General features: G+C 72.6%; 10 protein-coding genes. 2 read left to right on the top strand and 8 right to left on the bottom strand.

The genetic code is table 11. The features are described from left to right. Positions 1-29: 29 nt before the first annotated feature. On the bottom strand, positions 30-2,222 hold the full coding sequence (locus GTY67_RS27055; protein WP_343238770.1) for an IucA/IucC family protein: 2,193 nt from the start codon (positions 2,220-2,222) through the stop codon (positions 30-32). A 28-nt stretch (positions 2,223-2,250) separates the two neighbouring features. Next, on the bottom strand, positions 2,251-3,654 hold the full coding sequence (locus GTY67_RS27050; protein ID WP_161280579.1) for a diaminobutyrate--2-oxoglutarate transaminase family protein: 1,404 nt from the start codon (positions 3,652-3,654) through the stop codon (positions 2,251-2,253). 356 nt (positions 3,655-4,010) lie between these two features. Between GTY67_RS27050 and GTY67_RS27045 the strand changes: the two genes are divergently transcribed. Then, positions 4,011-5,180: a hypothetical protein gene (locus GTY67_RS27045; RefSeq protein WP_161281605.1), complete on the top strand. Its 1,170-nt coding sequence runs from the start codon at positions 4,011-4,013 to the stop codon at positions 5,178-5,180. 132 nt (positions 5,181-5,312) lie between these two features. Beyond that, positions 5,313-5,765 carry an ATP-binding protein gene (locus GTY67_RS27040; RefSeq protein ID WP_176727525.1) on the top strand — a complete coding sequence of 151 codons (453 nt, stop codon included), beginning with the start codon at positions 5,313-5,315 and terminating at the stop codon, positions 5,763-5,765. Between the two features lie 133 nt (positions 5,766-5,898). On the opposite strand, the gene hflX is transcribed toward GTY67_RS27040, so the two are convergent. From hflX to miaA, 6 genes are all read right to left on the bottom strand, one after another. Beyond that, on the bottom strand, positions 5,899-7,419 hold the full coding sequence (gene hflX, locus GTY67_RS27035; RefSeq protein WP_161280578.1) for a GTPase HflX: 1,521 nt from the start codon (positions 7,417-7,419) through the stop codon (positions 5,899-5,901). Positions 7,420-7,581: 162 nt separating this feature from the next. Then, positions 7,582-9,036 (bottom strand): M1 family metallopeptidase, encoded by a 1,455-nt coding sequence (locus GTY67_RS27030; protein ID WP_161280577.1) that lies wholly within the window; start codon positions 9,034-9,036, stop codon positions 7,582-7,584. 117 nt (positions 9,037-9,153) lie between these two features. Next, a complete protein-coding gene (locus GTY67_RS27025) occupies positions 9,154-11,307 on the bottom strand; it encodes an HD domain-containing protein (RefSeq protein ID WP_161280576.1) in 2,154 nt (717 codons plus the stop codon). A gap of 190 nt (positions 11,308-11,497) precedes the next feature. Beyond that, positions 11,498-12,370 carry a diaminopimelate epimerase gene (dapF, locus tag GTY67_RS27020; protein ID WP_161280575.1) on the bottom strand — a complete coding sequence of 291 codons (873 nt, stop codon included), beginning with the start codon at positions 12,368-12,370 and terminating at the stop codon, positions 11,498-11,500. Positions 12,371-12,453: 83 nt separating this feature from the next. Continuing rightward, the gene (locus tag GTY67_RS27015) at positions 12,454-12,894 is read right to left on the bottom strand and encodes a hypothetical protein (RefSeq protein ID WP_093692330.1); all 441 of its coding nucleotides are present in this window, start codon (positions 12,892-12,894) and stop codon (positions 12,454-12,456) included. Between the two features lie 107 nt (positions 12,895-13,001). Then, on the bottom strand, positions 13,002-13,940 hold the full coding sequence (gene miaA / locus GTY67_RS27010; RefSeq protein WP_161280574.1) for a tRNA (adenosine(37)-N6)-dimethylallyltransferase MiaA: 939 nt from the start codon (positions 13,938-13,940) through the stop codon (positions 13,002-13,004). Between the last annotated feature and the right edge of the window lie 71 nt (positions 13,941-14,011).

Below are 14,011 nucleotides of genomic sequence, written 5' to 3'. Positions count from 1 at the left end.
CTCCTCTCTGGAGCGGGGGGCCGGGCCCCTCAGGCGTACAGCGGGTTGGCGATGGAGACGTAGACGGACTGGGTGTCCACCGGGCCGACCAGCTCGTCCAGGCCGTGCAGCCGGGTCAGCAGGTTGGCCTTGCAGCGCAGCCGGCGGTTCTGAAGGAGATACGCGGGCAGGGGCGAGCCCAGTTCCGCGGTCTCGGTGAGGAATTGGCGAAGGACCGCGAGCAGGGCCTGCTCGTCGGCGAGGCGCTGGGCGCCGAACGCGCCGATCAGGCCGAGGACGTTGTTGATGCCCAGGTAGTAGGCGAACCGTTCGTCGGTGACCGGGTCGGAGACGAAGGTGTCGCTGACGGTGGAGATGCCCGGGAGCCGCCGCTCCAGCTCGTCGCGGCGGGACTCGCGGAAGTAGTAGCCCTGGTTGTCCCGGTAGCGCCCGCCGACCGGCCAGCCGTCCGGGTCGAGGAGGACCAGGGTGTTCTGCTGGTGGGCCTCAAGGGCGACACCGGCGTGGGCGTCCAGCCAGAGGACCGGGCGGACGACCCGGTCCAGGTAGCGCCGGAACCACTCGGCGGAGATGTCGGCGACCGGGCGGCCGGTCCGTACGGCCAGGGCGGCGACGGCCTCCGCGAGCCGCGAGCGCATCAGGGGCTGCCCGGGCCGGGGGCGCTGTGCGGTGAGCCCGGCGATGCAGACGGCGTCGTCGCCGGGGCCGAAGGGGTTCTGGCGGAGCATCACGTCGAGGCCGGTGACGGGGGTGCCCTCGGGGTCGTCGACGGCGAGCCAGGCGGGGTCGCGGACGATGTCGAACCCGGGGTGGACCCGCTGCCAGCTGTCGGCAAGGCCGGTGGTCAGGAGGCGGTGGACCTCGACGCCCCGGTGCAGCTCCTTGCGGAGGTTCTCGCGGCGGGAGTTGGTGATGCGTACGCCGAGGGAGAGCTTGAGCATCACCCGGGCGCCGGGGCGGTGCACGGTGCGGATGGAGGAGGTGGGGTGCCAGTGTTCGCCGTGCGGGCCGAGGTCGTGCAGCAGGCCGGTCTCCTGGAGGGCGGCGACCTGAGGGCGGCCCAGCAGGTCGGCGGCCTGCCAGGGGTGGAGCGGCACGGCGACGGTGCCGGGCGGCAGGCGCAGCCCGTCGCGGTGCGGGGCGAGCAGCTCCTCGGCGGAGGCCGGACCGCCGTCGCTCCAGGCGGAGTCGGTGGCGGTCAGGGTGCGGTCGACGGCGAACCAGTGGAGCGGGAAGGAGCCGTGGAGTTCGGGCGAATAGCGCCGCGACTCCGCCTCGGAGAGCCCTTCGCGGCTCTTGGGGGTGGGGTGGAGCGGGTGGCCGAGGAGGAGGGACTGCTCGGCGGTGAGGAAGAGGTCGGCGCCGGCCGGTTCGGCGGGGTGGCGGCGGCGCTGTTCGACGAAGCCTGCGGTGTGGCGTACGGAGTCGGCGACCCGGGCGACCAGGTCGGCGGAGCCGTTGCGGTCTGCCTCCCGGCCGATGAGGACGGCGACGGTGACGGCGTCGGCGGGCGGGGCCTTCTCGGGGGCGCCTTCGAGGACCGGGGCGCCGAAGCGGTGGGCTCCGGTGGCGGACCAGTAGTGCACCGGGACGAGGAGGGCGGTACCGGTGGCGGGGAAGGCAACGCGCAGGGTGTCGCCGTCGGGCCGGGGCAGGTCGTTCTCCCGGGTCCAGCACCGCAGCAGGCTCTCGGTACCGGCGGCGTCGGCGGCCCGGAGGGGGTCGGGGTGGTCCAACGGGTCCTGGGTGGCGAGGAGTTCGTCGTACGGGGATCCGGTTGCCGGGGCGGTGTCGGTCGGGGTTCCGGCGGCGGGGGCTTGCGGGGCGCTGGGGGCCGGGGCGCTCGGGGACCCGGCGGCCGGGGCCGTGTCGGCCAGGGTTCCGGCGGCCGGGGTGGCGCCCGTCGAGGCCGTGTCGGTCCGGGCGGCGCCGCTCGCGGCCACGTCGGCCGGGGACCCATCGGCCGGGGCTTGCGGGGCGCCGGGCTCCGTGGGGGCGTGCGCCGGGGTGTCTGGTGCGTCTGTACGGGGCGGCGTCGTGGGGGCGTGCGCCGGGGCCTCGTCCGTGGCGGGGTGCGCCGGGTCGCTCAAGTCGCCGTCGGCCAGGGCTTTCTGGCGGGGCACGATCGTCGCCTCGACCGTGCCGGGGGCGGCCGGTCCGTCCTGCCCTCGGTGCTGGGGGGTACCGGGGCCGTCGGCCTCGGAGGCGGGGGTGGGGTTCACGGCGGTCTTCCTTGTGTGGTTCCGGGGATCAGGTGGTCAGCCCGGCGGCGGCCCTGCGGTGCGGCGAACGCTCCGCGGCTGCCAGCGCGTCGGCCAGACGGTCGACGACGGCACTCGCCTGCTCGTCGGTGAGGGTGAGCGGGGGGAGAAGGCGGACAACGGCACTGTGCCGACCGCCCAGTTCGACGATGAGGCCTCGGTCCAGGCACTCCTGCTGGACGGCGCGGGCGAGGGCCGGGTCCGGCGGCGGGGCCGGGGCGTGGTCGTCGGCCTCGGCCGGCAGGGGCGCGGCCTCGGGGTCCACCAGCTCCAGGCCGATCATCAGTCCGCGCCCCCGTACGTCGCCGATCCCCGGATGGTCCGCCCGCAACTTCCGCAGGCTGTCGAGCATTCGGGCGCCCAAGGCCGCCGCCCGCTCCGCCAGCCCGTTCTCCCGGACGTACGCGAGGGTGGCCGCGCCCGCCGCCATGGCGAGCTGGTTGCCACGAAACGTACCCGCGTGGGCGCCCGGCTGCCAGAGGTCCAGCTCAGAGCGGTAGACGATGACCGCGAGCGGGAGGGATCCGCCGATCGCCTTGGACAGGACCATGACGTCCGGCACGATGCCGCTGTGCTCCACCGCCCAGAAGGCGCCGGTCCTGCCGACGCCGGTCTGCACCTCGTCGGCGATGAGCGGGATGGACCGGGCCCGGGTGATCTCGCGCATCCTGCGGAGCCAGGTGTCCGGGGCGGGGTTGACGCCGCCCTCGCCCTGGACCGGCTCCAGGATCATCCCCGCCGGGGCCGGGACGCCGCCCTTCTCGTCGTCCAGCAGATGTTCCGTCCACCGTGCGCCGAGGGCCGCGCCGCGCTCGCCGCCGATCCCGAACGGGCAGCGGTAGTCCTGCGGGAACGGCAGCCGGGTCACCCGGACGTCCCGGGCGCCGCCGGAGGCCCCCAGCGCCCCGGCCGTCATGCCGTGGTACGCACCGGTGAAGGTCAGCAGGCCGTCGCGGCCGGTGGCGGCGCGGACCAGCTTGAAGGCGGCCTCGACGGCGTCCGTACCGGCGGGGCCGCAGAACTGGATGCGGGCGTTGTCGGCGAACTCGCGCGGCAGGGTGGCGAACAGCTCGGTGGTGAAGGCGTCCTTGACCGGGGTGGCGAGGTCCAGCACGTGCAGCGGGGCGCCCGAGTCGATGACCTTCCGGATCGCTTCGAGCACGACCGGGTGGTTGTGGCCGAGCGCCAGGGTGCCCGCGCCGGACAGACAGTCCAGATAGCGCCGTCCGTCCGCGCCCTCGATGGTGAGCCCGCGCGCCCGGACGGGGACGATCGGCAGGGACCGCGCATAGGTGCGGGCGGCCGACTCGCGCAGCGACTGGCGGCGGAGGATGCCCTCGTGCACGGGGGGTGCGGGAGGCGGTGCCACCGGAGCGGGTTCGGTCACGGACACGGCTCTTGATCCTCCTGCGGTAACAGTTGCGTTGCACGTCGGCACGTTTCGGCGTGGACGGAGTGAGGGGGTGAACGCTGTCCTGGTGTCCCCCGTACGTACCAACGACGCCGACCGCAAGGGATCACGGGTAAATCGGAACATCCTTGCGGGGACGGAACCGCGGACCTGCCTCGTACCGTCCCCATCGGCACCGGCATAGTGGGGGCCGCACCGACGGCCGGAAACAGCTGCCTTACGGCCCGAAGTGTCCGAAAAGCTGCACGGAGTACCGAGTGACGAAGTCCCAGGGGGATCACCAGATGCGACCCATTCGCCCGACCGACACCGCACGCCGCGGCAGGCGCGTACGGCGCATGCCCTCCGGCGTGCTCGCCGCGACGGCGGCCGTCGCCGTCCTGGCGCTCACCGCCACCGCCTGCGGTCCGGAGGAGGACAACGCGGGCGGTAGGACTCCCAGCGCCTCGGCCGGACAGGCCGACGGCAAGGTCACCATCCCGGACGATCTCAAGGACCGGCTCAAGGAGCACGGGATCGACCCGGACAAGTGGCGGGGCGGCGAGTGGAAGAACTGGGACAAGGACAAGTGGCTGCGTGAGGCCAAGGACTTCGTCAACCCGATCATCGACGGACTCTGGGACCCGGACCGGATGCGGGAGGCCGAGAAGCCCCCGGAGAACCCGGTCGACAACGACATCTCCGGCGACGACGGTGTGACGGACCCGACCCCCGCCCCCGTACAGGCGGCCGGTGTCGCGACGCCGTACCACGACAACGCCCCGGAGTCCGGGAAGCTGCTCTTCGACGGCCCCCAGGGCTCCATGGTCTGTTCCGCGACCGTGGTGAAGGACCCGGCGAACCCCGGCAAGTCCAACATGGTGTGGACCGCCGGGCACTGTGTGCACGCAGGCAAGGCGGGCGGCTGGTACCGCAACATCGCCTTCGTCCCGTCGTACAACAACGACAACCTCTCGCTCACGGAGCTGGAGACCGCGCCCAAGGAGAAGATCGCTCCCTACGGTGTCTGGTGGGGCCGGTGGGCCCAGACCTCCGAGCAGTGGATCGCCCAGGGCGCCTCGACCGGCGGGCAGGGTGCCCCGTACGACTTCGCGGTGCTGCATGTGACGCCCGAGAAGGGTTCGACGGGCAAGTCGCTGGAGGAGACGGTCGGTTCGGCGCTGCCGGTCGACTTCAACGCCCCCGCCGTACCGCAGATCGCCTCCATGACGGCCACCGGCTACCCGGCCGCGCCGCCGTTCGACGGCCAGAAGCTGCTCCAGTGCAAGGACAAGCCGGGCCGCCTCTCGGTCCGCCAGAACGAGCCGACGATGTACCGCATCGGCTGCACCATGACCGGCGGTTCCTCCGGCGGCGGCTGGGTCGCGGCAGGCTCGGACGGCAAGCCCGCCCTGGTCTCCAACACCTCGATCGGCCCGGTCTCGGCGGGCTGGCTGGCCGGTCCCCGGCTCGGCAAGGAGGCCGAGGGCGTCTACCGCGCCGTCAGTGAGAAGTACGCGGGCCAGTAATTAGGGCCCCCGCCCGCGCTCGACATCCGTGAACACCGTTCCGCCCCCCGGCGGGACGGTGTTCGGCGTTCCGGCGGGTACACGGTAGGCGACCGAGCGCCGAATCCCGTGGACCGACCGAGAGGCATGGCCATGACCGATTCCACGATGAGGGCGGTGGGCTGGGCACAGTCCTTCCCCATCGCCCAAGGAGTGCGCGCGGGACGGCACTGGGCGCGCGAGCACCTCGAATCCCTGGAGTGGGCCCGGAACGCGCCCGACACCGTGGACTCGGTGCTCATAGCCGTCTCCGAGCTGATCACCAACGCGCACAAGCACGCCCACAGCGACGCCCAGCTCATCCTGACGTGGGACAGCACCTGTCTGCACGTCAGCGTCCATGACTCCAGCTCGCAGCCGCCCGCGCAGCGCGCGGACGACCCGGGCGCGCTCGGTGGCCGCGGTATGGCCATCGTGGACGCGCTGGCCGACAGCTGGCAGCACCATCCGCAGCGGGACGGCAAGACCGTGACCGCGTGCTTCGTGCCCCCGGGGTACGAGGACGCCCACGCCGCCGCGGAGCGTCAGGCCCCCGGGAACGGGTGACGCCCGGCCGGGAGATCCCGGTCGGGCGTCCACGTCACGCCATCACGGCCCGCGCCGTGCGGTGATCATGTCCTGCGTCGTGCGCTGATCAGTGCGCTATGGATCAGTGCACTACGGGTCAGTGCGCTACGGGTCAGTGCGCTACGGGGACGAACGTCCCCAGCTCCGCGGCCAGTTCCTCGTGGACCTGGGCCTTGAGCAGGGTGCCCTCGGCGGTGTGCTCCTCGGAGAGGACCTCACCCTCGGCGTGCACCCGGGAGACCAGCGCCCCCTGGATGTACGGCACGAGCACCTCGATCTCGACGGACGGGCGCGGCAGCTCGGCGTCGATGAGCGCGAGCAGCTCCTCGATCCCGGCACCGGTGCGGGCCGAGACGGCGATCGCGTACTTCTCGTTGCGCAGCAGCCGCTGGAGGACCAGCGGGTCCGCCGCGTCCGCCTTGTTGATCACGACGATCTCGCGTACGTCGACCGCGCCGACGTCCCGGATCACCTCGCGCACGGCGGCGAGCTGCTCCTCCGGCACCGGGTGCGAGCCATCCACCACGTGCAGGATGAGATCGGATTCGCCGACCTCCTCCATGGTGGAGCGGAACGCCTCGACCAGGTGGTGCGGCAGGTGCCGTACGAACCCGACGGTGTCGGCGAGGGTGTAGATGCGGCCGCTCGGCGTCTCGGCCCGGCGCACGGTCGGGTCCAGGGTGGCGAACAGGGCGTTCTCCACCAGGACACCGGCTCCGGTGAGGCGGTTGAGCAGCGAGGACTTGCCGGCGTTGGTGTATCCGGCGATGGCGACGGAGGGCACCTTGTTGCGCTTGCGCTCCTGCCGCTTGATCTCGCGGCCGGTCTTCATCTCCGCGATCTCCCGGCGCATCTTCGCCATCTTCTCGCGGATCCGTCGCCGGTCCGTCTCGATCTTGGTCTCACCGGGGCCACGGGTGGCCATGCCGCCACCGCCGCCGGAACCGGCGCCGCCCATCTGACGGGAGAGCGACTGACCCCAGCCGCGCAGTCGCGGCAGCATGTACTGCATCTGCGCCAGGGAGACCTGCGCCTTGCCCTCACGGGACTTGGCGTGCTGGGCGAAGATGTCGAGGATGAGGGCGGTCCGGTCGACCACCTTCACCTTGACGACGTCTTCCAGGTGGATCAGCTGGCCCGGGCTGAGCTCACCGTCGCAGATGACGGTGTCGGCCCCGGACTCCAGGACGATGTCGCGCAGCTCCAGCGCCTTGCCGGAACCGATGTAGGTCGCCGGGTCGGGCTTGTCGCGCCGCTGGTACACCGCGTCCAGGACCTGTGCGCCCGCCGTCTCGGCGAGGGCGGCGAGCTCCGCGAGGGAGATCTCCGCGTCACGCACCGTCCCCGAGGTCCAGACACCGACCAGCACGACGCGCTCCAGGCGCAGCTGTCGGTACTCGACCTCGGTGACGTCCTCGAGCTCCGTGGAGAGACCGGCGACGCGCCGCAGGGCGGCACGCTCGGAGCGGTCCAGCTGGTCGCCGTCGCGCGCTCCGTCGATCTCCTGGCTCCAGGCGACGTCCTCTTCCATCAGGGCGTCGGCCCGAAGGCTCTCGGTGAGGCTCTCGGGGATGTTCTCCGTGGCGCTCTGCGCGTCCTGCGCGTCCTGGGGAAGGGAAGAAGAGGAGGTCATTGGATCCTTACGTCGATAGAAGTCTTTACGTCAGTCACAACGTGTGATCTGTCCGGATGATTCCCGATCACTCCCGCCGGGGAATCCGGTGGGGCCCGCCGTGGAGACGTGTCGATAGTGGCACGGCCCCACCGGGCCCGTCACTGGGGTTTTCCCCCGCGCTCAGGGGGTGGCAGCGGGTTCGGCCGCACTCCAGTCGGGGTGTCCGGGCATGGGCGGGGTCTTCTTCCCGTACAGCCAGGCCTCGAAGAAGGCGGTCAGGTCCCGTCCCGCGATGCCGGACGCCAGCCGGGTGAAGTCCGCCGTGGTCGCCGTACCGTCGCGGTGGTTCCGTACCCAGGCGCGCTGCAACCGGTCGAAGGCGTCCGTGCCGATCTCCTGGCGCAGGGCGTAGAGCACCAGGGCGCTGCCGTCGTAGACGACGGGCCGGAACAGGGAGAGCTTCTCGCCCTCGGCCGGGCCGTCCGGGTGCGCGGGCGGGCCGCCGTTCGCCCGCCAGCCGTCGGAGAGCTTGTACGCCTCTCGCATCCGCCGCTCCAGGGTCGCTCCGCCGTTCTCCTCCGCGTACAGGGCCTCGTACCAGCTGGCGTGTCCCTCGTTGAGCCAGAGGTCGGACCAGGAGGCGGGGGTGACGCTGTTGCCGAACCACTGGTGGGCCAGTTCGTGGACCATGACGGAGTCGACGTACCACTCGGGGTAGGCCGGCTCAGTGAAGAGCGTCCTGCCGAAGAGCGAGATCGTCTGGGTCTCCAGGGCGAAGCCGATGCGGCTGTCGGCGACGAGGACTCCGTACGTCTCGAAGGGGTAGCGGCCGACCCGCCGCTCCATCCACTCCAGCTGGGCGGGGGTCTTCTTCAGCCAGGGCTCCAGCTTCTCCCGGTCGGCGGCCGGGACGACGTCACGCAGCGGGAGGCCGTGCGGTCCGGTGTGGTGGTGGACGTGGGAGCGGCCGATGGAGACCTGGGCCAGCTCGGTGGCCATGGGGTGCTGGGTGCGGTAGGTCCAGGTGGTCGTGGTGCCGTTACGGGTCCGGCCGGCGGGCAGCCCGTTGGCGACGGCCGTGAGGTCCTTGGGGGCGGTGATACGGAAGGTGAAGTGCGCCTTGTCCGAGGGGTGGTCGTTGCTGGGGAAGACCCGGTGGGCGGCGTCGGCCTGGTTGGCCATGGCGAGGCCGTCGGCGGTACGGATCCAGCCGCCGTTGCCGGAGGTGCCGGACGGGTCGCTGGTGTGCCGGACGGTGATGTTCAGCGGTACGCCTGCGGGGAGGCGGCGGGGGGCCTGGAGGATCAGGTCCTCGTTCTTGCTGCCGAAGTCGGCGGCCTGCCCGTTGACCTCGACGCCCTGGACGGTGCCCCGGGCGAAGTCGAGGTTGATCCGCTCCAGCGGTGCGGTGGTGCGGGCCCTGATCTTGGTGACGGCGTCCAGGGGCTTGGTGTTGCTGCCGTGGTACGTGAAGGAGAGGTCGTACGTGAGGACGTCGTAGCCGGGGTTGCCCAGCTCGGGGAAGAGCCGGTCACCGATGCCCAGGGGCTCGGGGGCGGGCAGGGCGGCGGCGACGAGGGAGAGCGATGCGGTGGCCAGGAGCGCGGCCCGCAGGCGGCGGGAGAGGTGCGGCATGGACTACCGCTATCAGCGCCGGGCGCTCTCCCGGCGCTGCCGCGCCCGCACCACCCGAACGAGGCGGCCTCCCCGGGGCGGGGGTGGTCAGCTGGTGGCGGCCGCCGGAACGGTCCCTCAGCCGGTGGCGGCCGGGTGCTGGGCGCGGCTGACGTCGTAGACCCCGGCGACCTCGCGCATCGCCCGCATCAGGGCGGGCAGTCCGGCGGCGTCCGGGAGCTGGAGCGTGTAGGTGTGGCGTACGCGCTGCTGGCTGGGCGGCTCCACGGTGGCGGAGACGATGGCCGCGTCGGCCGTGGCGATCGCCTCGGTGAGGTCGGCGAGCAGCCGGGGGCGTCCGAAGGACTCGGCGACGAGGGTGACCCGGCAGGCGGCGGTGTCGCGTCGGCCGTCCTCCTCCTCGCGCCAGCGGGCCGCGACGGGGGCGCGGCCGATCTCCCGCATCCGGGCGACGGCGGGACATTCCTGGCGGTGCACGGTGACGGCGCCGCCCCGGACCACGATGCCGACCACCTCGTCCGGAGGCACCGGCGTACAGCAGCCGGCCAGGCGGGTGGGGCTCTCCGGACCGTCGACGACGACGTTGGCGGCGCGCCCGCCGGACCGGGTGCGGGCGGGCGCGGTGGACTGCGGGCCGTCGGCCGCCTGCTCCGCGAGGCCCTCGGCCTCCGGGCCCGGTCCGTCGGGGTGGGCGGAGAGCCAGCCGGTGATCGCGATGCGGGCGGCGGGGGTGCGGGCGTGGTCCAGCCACTCGGGCGAGGGGCCGGAGGCGGTGTCCTGGGCGAGCAGCAGCTGGACGGTGTCGCCGTCGCTGAGGACGGTGGAGAGGGTGGCGAGGCGGCCGTTGACCCGGGCGCCGATGCAGGCGTGCGCCCGCTCCCCGTGCTGGGCGTAGGCGGCGTCGACACAGCTGGCCCCGGCGGGCAGGCCGAGGGTGCCGCCGTCGGTGCGGAAGACGGTGATCTCGCGGTCCTGGGCGAGGTCGGCGCGCAGGGTGGTCCAGAAGGTGTCCGGGTCGGTGGCGGACTCCTGCCAGTCCAGCAGCCGGGAGAGCCAGCCGGGCCGGGTCGGGTCGGCGCGCTCGTCGGACGGCTCGGCCTGAGCGGCGGTGGTGCCGTCGTGGGCGGTGGCCGTGTCGTGGGCGTACGGGTTGCCCAGGGCGACGACGCCCGCCTCGGCCACCTTGTGCATCCGGTGCGTACGGATGAGGACCTCGGCGACGGCTCCCTCGGGGCCGACGACGGCGGTGTGCAGCGACTGGTACAGGTTGAACTTGGGGGCGGCGATGAAGTCCTTGAACTCGGAGATCACCGGCGTGAAGCAGGTGTGCAGCTCACCGAGGACCGCGTAGCAGTCGGCGTCCTCGCCGACCAGGACGAGCAGCCGGCCGAAGTCGGTGGGGCGCAGCTCGCCGCGTTTCCTGCGGACCCGGTGGACGGAGACGAAGTGGCGCGGCCTGATGAGGACCTCGGCGCCGATGCCCGCCTCCCGCAGGGTGGCCCGGACACTGTCGGCGATGGCGGACAGCGGGTCCCCGCCGTCCGTCGCGGCGGCGATGAGGGCGCGGGTGTCCTCGTACTCCTCGGGGTTCAGGATCGCGAAGACCAGGTCTTCGAGCTCGGTCTTGAGCGCCTGGACGCCGAGCCGTTCGGCCAGCGGGATGAGGACGTCCCGGGTGACCTTGGCGATCCGGGCCTGCTTCTCGGGGCGCATCACGGTGAGGGTGCGCATGTTGTGCAGCCGGTCGGCGAGCTTGATGGACATGACCCGGACGTCGTTGCCGGTGGCGACGAGCATCTTGCGGAAGGTCTCCGGCTCGGCGGCGGCTCCGTAGTCGACCTTTTCGAGTTTGGTGACACCGTCGACGAGGTAGCAGACCTCTTCGCCGAACTGCTCCCGTACCTGATCGAGGGTCACCTCGGTGTCCTCGACGGTGTCGTGGAGGAGGGAGGCGGTCAGGGTGGTGGTCTCGGCGCCGAGCTCGGCGAGGATCAGGGTGACGGCCAGCGGGTGCGTGATGTACGGCTCGCCGCTCTTGCGCATCTGGCCCCGGTGCGAGGACTCCGCGAGGACGTAGGCGCGGTGCAGGATGCCCAGGTCGGCGTCGGGGTGGTGGGCGCGGTGCGCGTCGGCGACATGGCCGATGGCGTCGGGCAGCCGGTCGCGGGAGACCGGGCCGAGCAGCGCCACCCGGCCCAGTCTGCGCAGATCGATCCTGGGCCGGCTCCGCCTGCGGGGCACGGCGGCGGGATCGGCGGCCTCTGCACTCATGGGCACCTCCGGCAACGTCGACCGGCGGTGGGGAGAGGCGGACGCTTCTCCGGGCCGGTGCTTGATGCTATCGACCCCACCACGTGGCGCAGACCGGCTCTCGCCCAGCGTGAAACGGATCACCCATTCGAGCGAAGCCCGGACCGATCACCGTTTCGAGCCGGGCGGTCGGCCACCCGGCGCTTACCGGTCAGACCGCGACCGATTCCAGCCAGGCCGGGTCGATGGTGCCCTCGGCGACGATCACGGCGGCGCCGGTCATGTCGACCGAGCCGTCCGGGTGCTCGGTGATGGTCAGGGTGCCGCCGGGGAGGTCCACCCGGTACGTCGCGGGGAGGCCGGTCACCGCCGGGTCCGTGCCGTCGCGGCGGGCGGTGGCGACGGCGACCGCGCAGGCGCCGGTGCCGCAGGAGCGGGTCTCGCCGGAGCCTCGCTCGTGGACGCGCATGGCGACGTGGCGCGGGCCCCGGTCGACGACGAACTCGACGTTGACGCCGTCGGGGTAGACCGCGGCGGGGCTGACCGGCGGGGCGGAGAGCAGGTCTCCGGCGTGGTCGAGGTCCTCGACGAAGGCCACGGCGTGCGGGTTGCCCATGTTGACGTTGCGGGAGGGCCAGCTGCGCTCCCCGACGGCAACCGTGGCGCTCTCCTCGGGCAGCAGGGCGCGCCCCATGGAGACGGTGATGTCGCCGTCCTTGGCGATGTGCACCTGCTTGACGCCGCCCCGGGTGGCGACGGCGAGGCCGCCCTCCTCGACGAGCCCCTCGCGCTGGAGGTGGTGGGCGAAGACGCGGACCCCGTTGCCACACATCTCGGCGACCGAACCGTCCGCGTTGCGGTAGTCCATGAACCACTCGGCCTCGGCGGCCATGGACCTGGCCTCGGGGTGGGCCGCGGAGCGGACCACGTGCAGCAGGCCGTCCCCGCCGATGCCGGCCCTGCGGTCGCAGATCCGGGCGACGACGGAGGCGGGCAGCGCGAGGGCGTTGTCCGGGTCGGGGACGATCACGAAGTCGTTCTCGGTGCCGTGACCCTTGAGGAAGGTGATCTGCGAAGTGCTCACAGGCCAACTGTACGAGCCGCCACCGACACTCCGCGAGGCCGGAGGCCCTGGGCGCGTCAGCGCCGCGGGGCCACGCGCTGAAGTCAGCGCAGGCGGGCCACGCGCCAGACGGCGAGGGCGACCAGTCCGGTGCCCATGACGACGTACAGGGCGATCACGCGCCAGTCGGGGCGGTCGCCCGAACCCCTGGCCGGCAGGCCGGGCCAGGTGTGGCCGACGCGGCGGGCCGCCATCATGCCCCAGCCGGCCGCGCAGCAGCTGATCAGGAGCCCCAGCATGGCGACCACGGCGCCGCCGTCACCGAACTCGAAGGCGAGCGGGAAGGCGAACATCAGGGAGCCGACGGCGGCCAGCATGATGATGGGCGCGAGCTGCCAGATCCGCAGCCTGCGGGCGGGCCGCAACTCGACCTCGACCTCCGGGGCCACGTCCTGCTCGTCGGGCCCGTCGGGACTCAGCCGCCCCGCGATCTCCCGCGGCGGCGGTACGTCGTGCTGTTCCGTGTCGCGAGGGCCGGCCTCCATCGCCACGCGCCCTCCCAACTCGGACTCCACTGGTGGATCGATGCTCGATGATGGCACGATCACGGGGGCCGAATTGACGGGCGGAGCGTCCCGATGCCATCACGTGATCAGGCTGTGACCGCTCGTTCGATCAACGTCAGCGCCCGGTGCGGGAGTTCTTCCCGGTCACGGTGTCCGCCACCCAGCCAGTGGACGCGCGGGTCGCGGCGGAACCAGGAGTCCTGCCGGCGCGCGAAGCGCTTGGTGGCGCGCACGGTCTCGGCGCGCGCCTCCTGTTCCGTGCACTCCCCCGCGAGCGCCGCGAGGATCTGCTGGTAGCCCAGCGCCCGTGAGGCGGTCAGCCCCTCGCGCAGCCCGGACGCCTCCAGGGCACGCACCTCGTCGACGAGGCCGGCCTCCCACATGCGGTCGACACGCAGGGCGATGCGCTCGTCCAGCTCGGGGCGCTCCACGTCGACGCCGATCTGCACGGCCTCGTAGACCGGCTCGTCGCCGGGGAGGTTGGCGGTGAAGGGCTTGCCGGTGATCTCGATGACTTCGAGGGCGCGGACGATCCGGCGGCCGTTGCTCGCGAGGATCGACCGGGCGGCACCGGGGTCCTCGGCGGCGAGCCGCTGGTGCAGGAAGCCGGAGCCGCGCTCGGCCAGCTCCTGTTCGAGGCGGCCGCGCACCTCGGGGTCCGTACCGGGGAACTCCAGAGCGTCGATGGCGCCCTTCACGTACAGCCCGGAGCCGCCCACGAGGATCGGTGTACGGCCCTGGGCGAGGAGCCGGTCGATCTCCAGCCGGGCCAGGCGCTGGTACTCGGCGACGCTGGCGGCCTCGGTGACGTCCCAGATGTCCAGCAGGTGGTGCGGGACGCCCGCGCGCTCGGCCGGCGTCATCTTCGCCGTACCGATGTCCATCCCGCGGTAGAGCTGCATGGAGTCGGCGTTGACCACCTCTCCGCCGAGCTCCCGGGCGAGGAAGACCCCCAGATCGGATTTTCCGGCCGCGGTGGGGCCGACGACGGTGATGACGCGGGGGGCTGAAACGGGATGGTTCACCGGGACAGTCTCCCAAATCTCCGGGGCGCTCCCGCACACCGCCGAAAGCGTGGAAGAGCGTCAGGAGAGCG

It is taken from the genome of Streptomyces sp. SID8374, from assembly GCF_009865135.1.
Taxonomy (GTDB): domain Bacteria; phylum Actinomycetota; class Actinomycetes; order Streptomycetales; family Streptomycetaceae; genus Streptomyces.
The sequence above is the reverse complement of the archived record's forward strand: the minus strand, read 5'-3'. Positions and strand labels throughout refer to the sequence as shown.

Excerpts from the sequence above, each read along its gene's own strand:
- GTY67_RS27045 (WP_161281605.1), top strand. The coding sequence starts at position 4,011 with ATGCCCTCCGGCGTGCTCGCCGCGACGGCGGCCGTCGCCGTCCTGGCG.
- GTY67_RS27040 (WP_176727525.1), top strand. The coding sequence starts at position 5,313 with ATGACCGATTCCACGATGAGGGCGGTGGGCTGGGCACAGTCCTTCCCC.
- hflX (WP_161280578.1), bottom strand. The coding sequence starts at position 7,419 with ATGACCTCCTCTTCTTCCCTTCCCCAGGACGCGCAGGACGCGCAGAGC.
- GTY67_RS27030 (WP_161280577.1), bottom strand. The coding sequence starts at position 9,036 with ATGCCGCACCTCTCCCGCCGCCTGCGGGCCGCGCTCCTGGCCACCGCA.
- GTY67_RS27025 (WP_161280576.1), bottom strand. The coding sequence starts at position 11,307 with ATGAGTGCAGAGGCCGCCGATCCCGCCGCCGTGCCCCGCAGGCGGAGC.
- GTY67_RS27015 (WP_093692330.1), bottom strand. The coding sequence starts at position 12,894 with ATGGAGGCCGGCCCTCGCGACACGGAACAGCACGACGTACCGCCGCCG.